A 6622-nucleotide genomic window follows, 5' to 3' on the forward strand; every position below is an offset into this window, starting at 1 on the left:
GCTTGGATGCGCCGAAGCCGCTGCGCCAGGCGCAGCTGCTGTTGCAGCGCACGGCGCGCGAACTTGCCGAGGCGCGCGCGCGCGCCGACGTGGTGCGCCGCCGCCTGGCCCGCGCGCAGCAGCAGCTCGAAGCGCTGACCCGCGCGCCGCAGCCGCATCCGCGCTATCGCGAACGCCTGCTCGAACTGGCTCGCGCGATCGCGCGCGACAGCGATCTCGCCGGCAGCTTCCAGGCCCATCTGGCCCAGCTCGACCTGCTGCACGACCAGGTCAACCGCCAGTTGCGCGAGCTCGACCACGACCTCTCGATGGCGCGTGCGGCCAGTGCGATCGGCCAAGCCACCCAGGCCGCTGCAGGCCGCGGACCGGCGCGCGCCGCATCGCGCAGGAGTCCGTCGGCAGCGAAGCCCGCGGCGAAGCCGCGCTCGAAGTCCGCTACGAAGGCGTCCGGCGCGAAAGCGGGCGCGAAGCCGGCGCCGGCGACGGCGGCGCCGGGATTCCGCCGCGCGCGCGCCGGCCGCGTCATCGACACCTTGCAGAAGCTGCCGCGACGACGCGCCGAGGAGGGGCATGAAGACTGAGCTGCCCAGCCGCTGGCGCTCGTCGCAGCCTGCCTTGCGTGCGGTCCAGGTCGCCTTCGACGTTTCAGAGGCAGTGCTGCAGGCCGTGCGCGCGGCCGCGTTCGAGGCCAACCTGTCCAATTCCGACCAGGTGCGCGTCGTGCTCGGCCTGCCGCTGCTGCGCCAGGCCAAGCGGCCGCGTCTGACGGTCAGCCTCAGCGAAGAGGACTACCGGCTGCTCGGCGCGCGCTACGACCTCGATCCGGCCGATCATCTGGCGATCAAGGAACGCGTCGGCGCGGCGCTCGTCGCATTCGCCGAGAAGCAACGCAGGCAACGAACCGGCAAGAGGAGAGACAAGTCGTGAGTTTTCTCGATCTGCTGACCCACTACCCAGGGCTGCTGCCGAGCATCGTCATCGGCGTGCTGCTGGTGTTCTGGCTGCTGACCATCGTCGGCCTGCTCGATCACGACAGCTTCGGTCCCGACTGGATCGGCGGCCACCACGATACGGACCTCGACGGTCTGCCCGAGATGCTGCTCGCGCTCGGCCTGGACCGGCTGCCGTTCTCGATCGTCGTCAGCGGCGTCGCGTTCTTCTGGTGGCTGCTGACCATGCTCGCCGCGGCGCTGCTGCTGCCCGCGCTGCCGCTGCCGCTGTGGCTCGGCGGCACGCTCGTGCTGGTCGCCGCGCTCGTCGCCGCGGTGCTGCTGGCCTCGGTCGCGCTGCGGCCGCTGAAGCCGGTGTTCGCGGTCAGCGACCACGTCACGCGCGAAACCGTGCTCGGCCGGTCCTGCCGCATCCTGACCCTGAGCGTCGAGGAGAACTTCGGCCAGGCCGAGGTCGTGCTCGGCAACGGCACGCATCTGACCGTGCAGGTCTATGCGGCCGCGCCGAACCGGCTCGCGCGCGACGTGCAGGCCGTCGTACTGAGCTTCGACGCGCAGCGCCGGCGCTATCTCGTCGCCGAATACGAGCCGCCGTAGCGGCCTGAAGCGCCGCGGCGGCGCCGCCGTCGCGGAGCGGCGTTCGGGGCCGCCGCGGCAAGGCGTTTTTTGGAATTCCGGCGCAGGTTGTTCGAGGCGCCGACGGGGCGTGGGGACAGGCAGCCGGGCCGGGGAGCCGCGCTGCGGATACTGGTCCAGGCCATCGCAAGACAGCAGGCGTCGTCCGGGACGGACGGCGCGGCTGCAGCTCCCGGTGCCGCCGCCTCGTGTAGCGGCGGCACGCGGAACGTACTGCACGTTTCCATCTTTTCACCGGAGCGTCACCATGGACATCGCCTTCACCACGCTGCTTGCCGCCGTCGGCATTCTGGTCGTGTTCCTGCTCGGCTTCATGGCTCTCGTGGCCAAGTTCTACCAGAAGGTGGACCAGGGCCGCGCGATGATCGTCAACACCATGCGCGCCGAACCCGAGGTCACGTTCACCGGACGTCTCGTGATTCCGATCCTGCACCGGCGCGAGGTCATGGACATCTCGCTCAAGACGATCGAGATCGAGCGCATGGGCAAGGAAGGCCTGATCTGCAAGGACAACATGCGCGCCGACATCAAGGTCAAGTTCTTCGTGCGCGTGAACAAGACGCGCGAGGACGTGCTGCGCGTGGCCCAGGGCATCGGCTGCGAGCGCGCGAGCAACCAGGCGACCCTGGAAGACCTGTTCAGCGCGAAGTTCTCCGAGGCGCTGAAGACGGTCGGCAAGGCCATGGACTTCGTCGACCTGTACGAGGCGCGCGACCGCTTCCGCGACCAGATCGTGCGCCAGATCGGCGACGAGCTGTCGGGCTACGTGCTCGAGGACGCGGCGATCGACTACCTGGAGCAGACGCCGCTGGAAAAGCTCGACCCGCACAACATCCTCGACGCGCAGGGCATCAAGAAGATCACCGAGCTGACCGCCGAGCAGAACGTGTTCACGAACGAGCTGCGCCGCAACGAGGAAATGCGCATCAAGAAGAAGGACGTCGAGACCGCCGAGGCGGTGCTCGAGCTCGAGCGGCAGAAGGCGCATGCGGAGGCCAACCAGCAGCGCGAGATCGCGATCACGCGTGCCCGCGAGGAAGCCGAGGCGGCCAAGGTCGCATCCGAGGAGCGCGCCAAGGCCGAGGCCGCGCGCCTGCTCGCCGAGCAGCAGATCGCGGTGCAGACCGAGAACATGAAGCGCGAGGCCGAGGTCGCCGAGAAGAACCGCCAGCGCGCGGTCGCGATCGAGGAGGAGAAGGTCACGCGCGCGCGCGAGCTCGAGGTCGTCGACCGCGAGCGCGAAGTCACCCTGCAGCGCATCGAGAAGGAAAAGGCCGTCGAGGTGCAGAAGAAGGCGATCGCCGACGTGATCCGCGAGCGCATCGTCGTGGAGCGCACCGTCGCCGAGCAGGAGGAGGAGATCAAGAACCTGCGCGCGCTGTCGGAGGCCGAGCGCACCAAGAAGTCGACGATCGTGCTGGCCGAGGGCCAGGCCGAGGAGAAGTTCATCACCGACGTGAAGACCGCGCTGGCCGACGAGCAGCGCGCCAAGCACAAGGCGGCCGAGGAGCTGACCATGGCCGAAGCGCGCCTGACGATCGCGAGCAAGGCGGCCGAGGGCCGCAAGCGCGAAGCCGAAGGCATCGAGGCCGTAGCGGCGGCCTCGGGCCTGGCCGAGGCGCGTGTCGCGATCGCCAAGGCCGACGCCCACGAGAAGGAAGGCCTCGTGACGGCGAAGGTCCGGCTGGCCGAGGCCGACGCGATCGCCAAGCAGGGCGCCGCGACGGCCGAGGCGCTGCGCCTGAAGCTCGAAGCCGAGGCGACCGGCAAGCACAAGTACGGCGAGGCCGAGGCGCACGCGATCGCGGCGCGCTTCGCGGCCGAAGCCGGCGGTCTCAAGGAGAAGTTCGACGCGATGCAGGCGATGAGCGCCGAGACCCGCGCGCACGAGGAGCAGCGCATGCAGCTCGACTACGCGCATGCGCAGCGCCTCAAGAGCATCGAGGCGAACCAGGCCATCGCGCGCGAGCAGGCCGAGGTGCTGTCCAAGGCGCTGCAGGCGTCCAAGATCGAGATCGTCGGCGGCGACGGCGAATACTTCGAGCGCTTCATGCGCAGCCTGAGCCTCGGCCGTTCGATCGACGGCGCCGTGGACCGCAGCGCGCTGCTGAGCACCGCGCTGGCCGACCACAAGGCCGGCAAGCGCGACCTGATCGCCGACGCGCGCGAGCTGATCGCCGCGCTCGGAGGGGCCGACGCGGTGCGCGACCTGTCGATCGCCGGCCTGGCGCAGAAGCTGACCGCGTCGGGCCGTTCCGACGGCGCCTGATGACGCGGTGAGCCGTGGGTTGCGGCGAGCCGCAACGTCGAGGTCGCGGCGCGCGCCGCCGGGGCGGCGAAGGAACGACGCGCACGGCGATCCGTCCGATCGCCGCCGCGGGCCCGGTTTCGACGCGCTTCGCCCGGTGTCCGGCGCGCCGGTCCCTCCCGACGTTGCGGTTCGCGCCCGGCGCCCACCGCAACCTGCGAACGTGATTTCCTGAGGATTGTCCATGTCCGATTCCGCCACGTTCGAACTCCTGCGCAAGCGCCTCGTCGCCGCAGCCGAGACCTTGAGCGCGAAGGCCGAAGCGCTGAACGCGCGCCGCGTCGAAGCATTCGGCCGCATCGACAGCAAGCTGCTCGCGCGGCTGGACGCGCGCACCGAGCACAACTGCGTCGCGCGCGATCTCGTACGCGTCGGCGACGTGCTGCTGCTCGGCTACAACGTGTTCATCGGCCTGAAGAAGGACACCAGCGTCGGCGACGTGTTCTGCCTGTTCCGGCTCGCCGGAAACGGCGACGCGCCCGAGCTCGCGCCGCTGCCGCTGGCCGACAGCTTCCTGGCCGACCCGCGCTTCGTCGCCGACTTCCGCGAACTGTTCACCTATTACCGCGCGACGACCCTGGACCAGCTGCGCATGATCGACGAGCGCCTGCTGCTCGTGTTCCGCACCGGCTCCCAGGCCGGCGACAAGCGCGTGTTCCGCTTCTCGATCGAGCGCGACGGCAAGGTCGTCTACATCGACAACCGCGGCGAGCGCGACCACGTGCTGCCGCCGAGCCACGACTTCGAATGGACGCCGGTCACGCGCGATCAATACGTGCTCGGCCGCCATCCGCACGTCAACGTGCTCGACAGCGTGTTCGTCGAGACCGTCGCCGGCGACCTGACGATCAAGGTCGAGAACAACACCGAGACCGGCCTGGGCATCTACAGCGAGCCGGTCGAGGACAAGAACCAGTCGCTGGCCGACGCCGAGATCGCCTACGCGGACCTGCGCAGCCTGATCCTCCTGCGCGTGAAGCCGTACCGCGAAGACACGGTGCGCCACCTCGTGTTCAACAAACGCCTGAAGAGCGTCGTGCGCATCGACGAGATCGGCGCGTCGTGCATGCAGCTGCCGGAAGACCACGGCATCGTGTTCCCGGGCGGCTGCTATCTGGAATCCGGCGACTACCGGCGCTTCTCCGATCTCGGCCACGATTTCTCCGCCTACCGCATCAAGCGCTTCCTCAAAGCGACCAGCGGCGAGGACATGCTGTACGTATTCTACGAACCGGCGGCCGGCGCCTACGCGCTGCTGTCGTACAACCTGATCGAACGCAGCATGAGCCAGCCGCTGCTCGGCAACGGCTACGCGCGCTTCGCCGACGGCCGTCTGCTGCTGCTGACCGCGGAGTCCGCCGAGCAGGCCTCGCGCCTGCACACCCTGCAGCTCTGGCGCACGCCGTTCGCGTCCGACGAGTACACCGGAGCGCAGCCGCGCGCGAGCGGGCTGCTGGGCCGGCTCGGTAACGCCGCCGTCGTGCGCGCGCTCGCCGACCTGCGCGAACTGCGCCGTCTCGCCGAGGACACCGGCAGCCGCGGCGCGTACGAGCGCCTGCTGCGTCTGGCCGCGCGCTGCGGCGACGCCTATCCGTGGCTGGCAGAGGAGGAAGCCGGCGCGATCGGCGCCGAAGTCGCGATGCTCGCGCGCAGCGGTCGCGAGGCGCTGAACGCCTACGAACGGCTGGCCCAGGCCAAGGCGTCGGCCGGACAGGCCGTCACCGACATTGGCCGCAGCGTCGACGAACTGCTGTCGCGCGTCGCGAGCCTGCTCTGGCAGAAGCCTGACGATTTCACCGACGCGATCCGCCTGCTCAAGCGCAAGCGCGGCGAGCTGACCGTGCTGGCCGAGCAGCCCCACGTCGCCGCCGACGCGATCGCCGCGCTCGACCAGAAGCTGCGCGAGGAGCTCGACCGCATCGGTGCGCGCGCGCTGAAGTTCTTCGCCGATCCGGCCGCGTTCGCGGGCCTGCGCAAGGGCCTGGCCGACGCCGCGGGCGCGGTCGAGCAGGCGCGCGCGACTGCGGCGCTGAAACCCGTGGCCGAGTCGCTCGACGCGCTGGCCGAATCGCTCGACGGCCTGTCGGAACTCGTCGCCGGCTTCGAGCAGAGCGATGCGCAGCAGCGCGCCGCGCTGCTCGCGGAAACCTCCAGGCTGTACGCCGAGGTCAATCGCCTGCGCGCGACGCTGCGCACGCGCCGCGAGAGCCTGCTCGTGCAGGAGCAGGGCCTGGAGTTCGGCGCCCAGCTGACCGTGCTGGAGCAGTCCCTGCTGAACCTGCTCGGACGCTGCGACACGCCCGAGAGCGCCGACGCGGCGATGGCCCAGGTGCTCAGCCAGATCGAACAGCTCGAAGCGCGCTTCGGCGAGCAGCCGGACTTCCTCGTCGAGCTGACCGCGCGCCGCGAGAGCGCGCTCGAAGCGTTCGCCGCGCGGCGCGAGCAGATCGCCGGCCAGCGCGAGCGCCGCGCGCAGGGGCTCCGCGAAGCGATCGCGCGCGTGCTCGACGGCGTGCCGCGGCGCATCGCACGTATTGCGGCGGCGGACGAGCTGCATGCCTTCTTCGCCGGCGACACCCTGCTCGAACGCGCGCAGCGCCAGATCGAGGAATTGCGCGGCCTCGGCCAGGCCGTCGCGGCCGACGAGCTGGCCGGCCGCCTGCGCGCGCTGCGCGAAGCCGGGCTGCGCGACCTGCGCGACCGCAACGAGCTCGGCGCGAGCGGCGAG

Annotated in this window: 4 protein-coding genes and 1 pseudogene; all 5 read left to right on the forward strand. The window is 70.4% G+C overall.

The window, feature by feature from the left end:
* Positions 1 to 581, forward strand: a pseudogene (locus NON22_RS18295) (hypothetical protein); the annotation flags it as partial.
* Positions 571 to 927, forward strand: a complete 357-nt coding sequence (locus NON22_RS18300) for a hypothetical protein (protein WP_257388391.1) — start codon at positions 571 to 573, stop codon at positions 925 to 927. The pseudogene NON22_RS18295 and the gene NON22_RS18300, both read left to right, overlap by 11 nt.
* The gene (locus NON22_RS18305; protein ID WP_257388392.1) at positions 924 to 1547 is read left to right on the forward strand and encodes a hypothetical protein; all 624 of its coding nucleotides are present in this window, start codon (positions 924 to 926) and stop codon (positions 1545 to 1547) included. Before NON22_RS18300 ends, NON22_RS18305 begins: the two co-directional genes overlap by 4 nt.
* 286 nt (positions 1548 to 1833) lie before the next feature.
* Positions 1834 to 3855 carry a flotillin family protein gene (locus NON22_RS18310; RefSeq protein WP_257388393.1) on the forward strand — a complete coding sequence of 674 codons (2022 nt, stop codon included), beginning with the start codon at positions 1834 to 1836 and terminating at the stop codon, positions 3853 to 3855.
* Between the two features lie 223 nt (positions 3856 to 4078).
* The coding region (locus tag NON22_RS18315; protein ID WP_257388394.1) for a DNA repair ATPase at positions 4079 to 6622 on the forward strand (2544 nt) is incomplete at its 3' end.

The organism is Tahibacter caeni, from assembly GCF_024609805.1.
GTDB classification, from domain to species: Bacteria; Pseudomonadota; Gammaproteobacteria; order Xanthomonadales; family Rhodanobacteraceae; genus Tahibacter; species Tahibacter caeni.

Coding starts and splice junctions, on each gene's coding strand:
- NON22_RS18310 (WP_257388393.1), top strand. CDS start 1,834: ATGGACATCGCCTTCACCACGCTGCTTGCCGCCGTCGGCATTCTGGTC.
- NON22_RS18300 (WP_257388391.1), top strand. CDS start 571: ATGAAGACTGAGCTGCCCAGCCGCTGGCGCTCGTCGCAGCCTGCCTTG.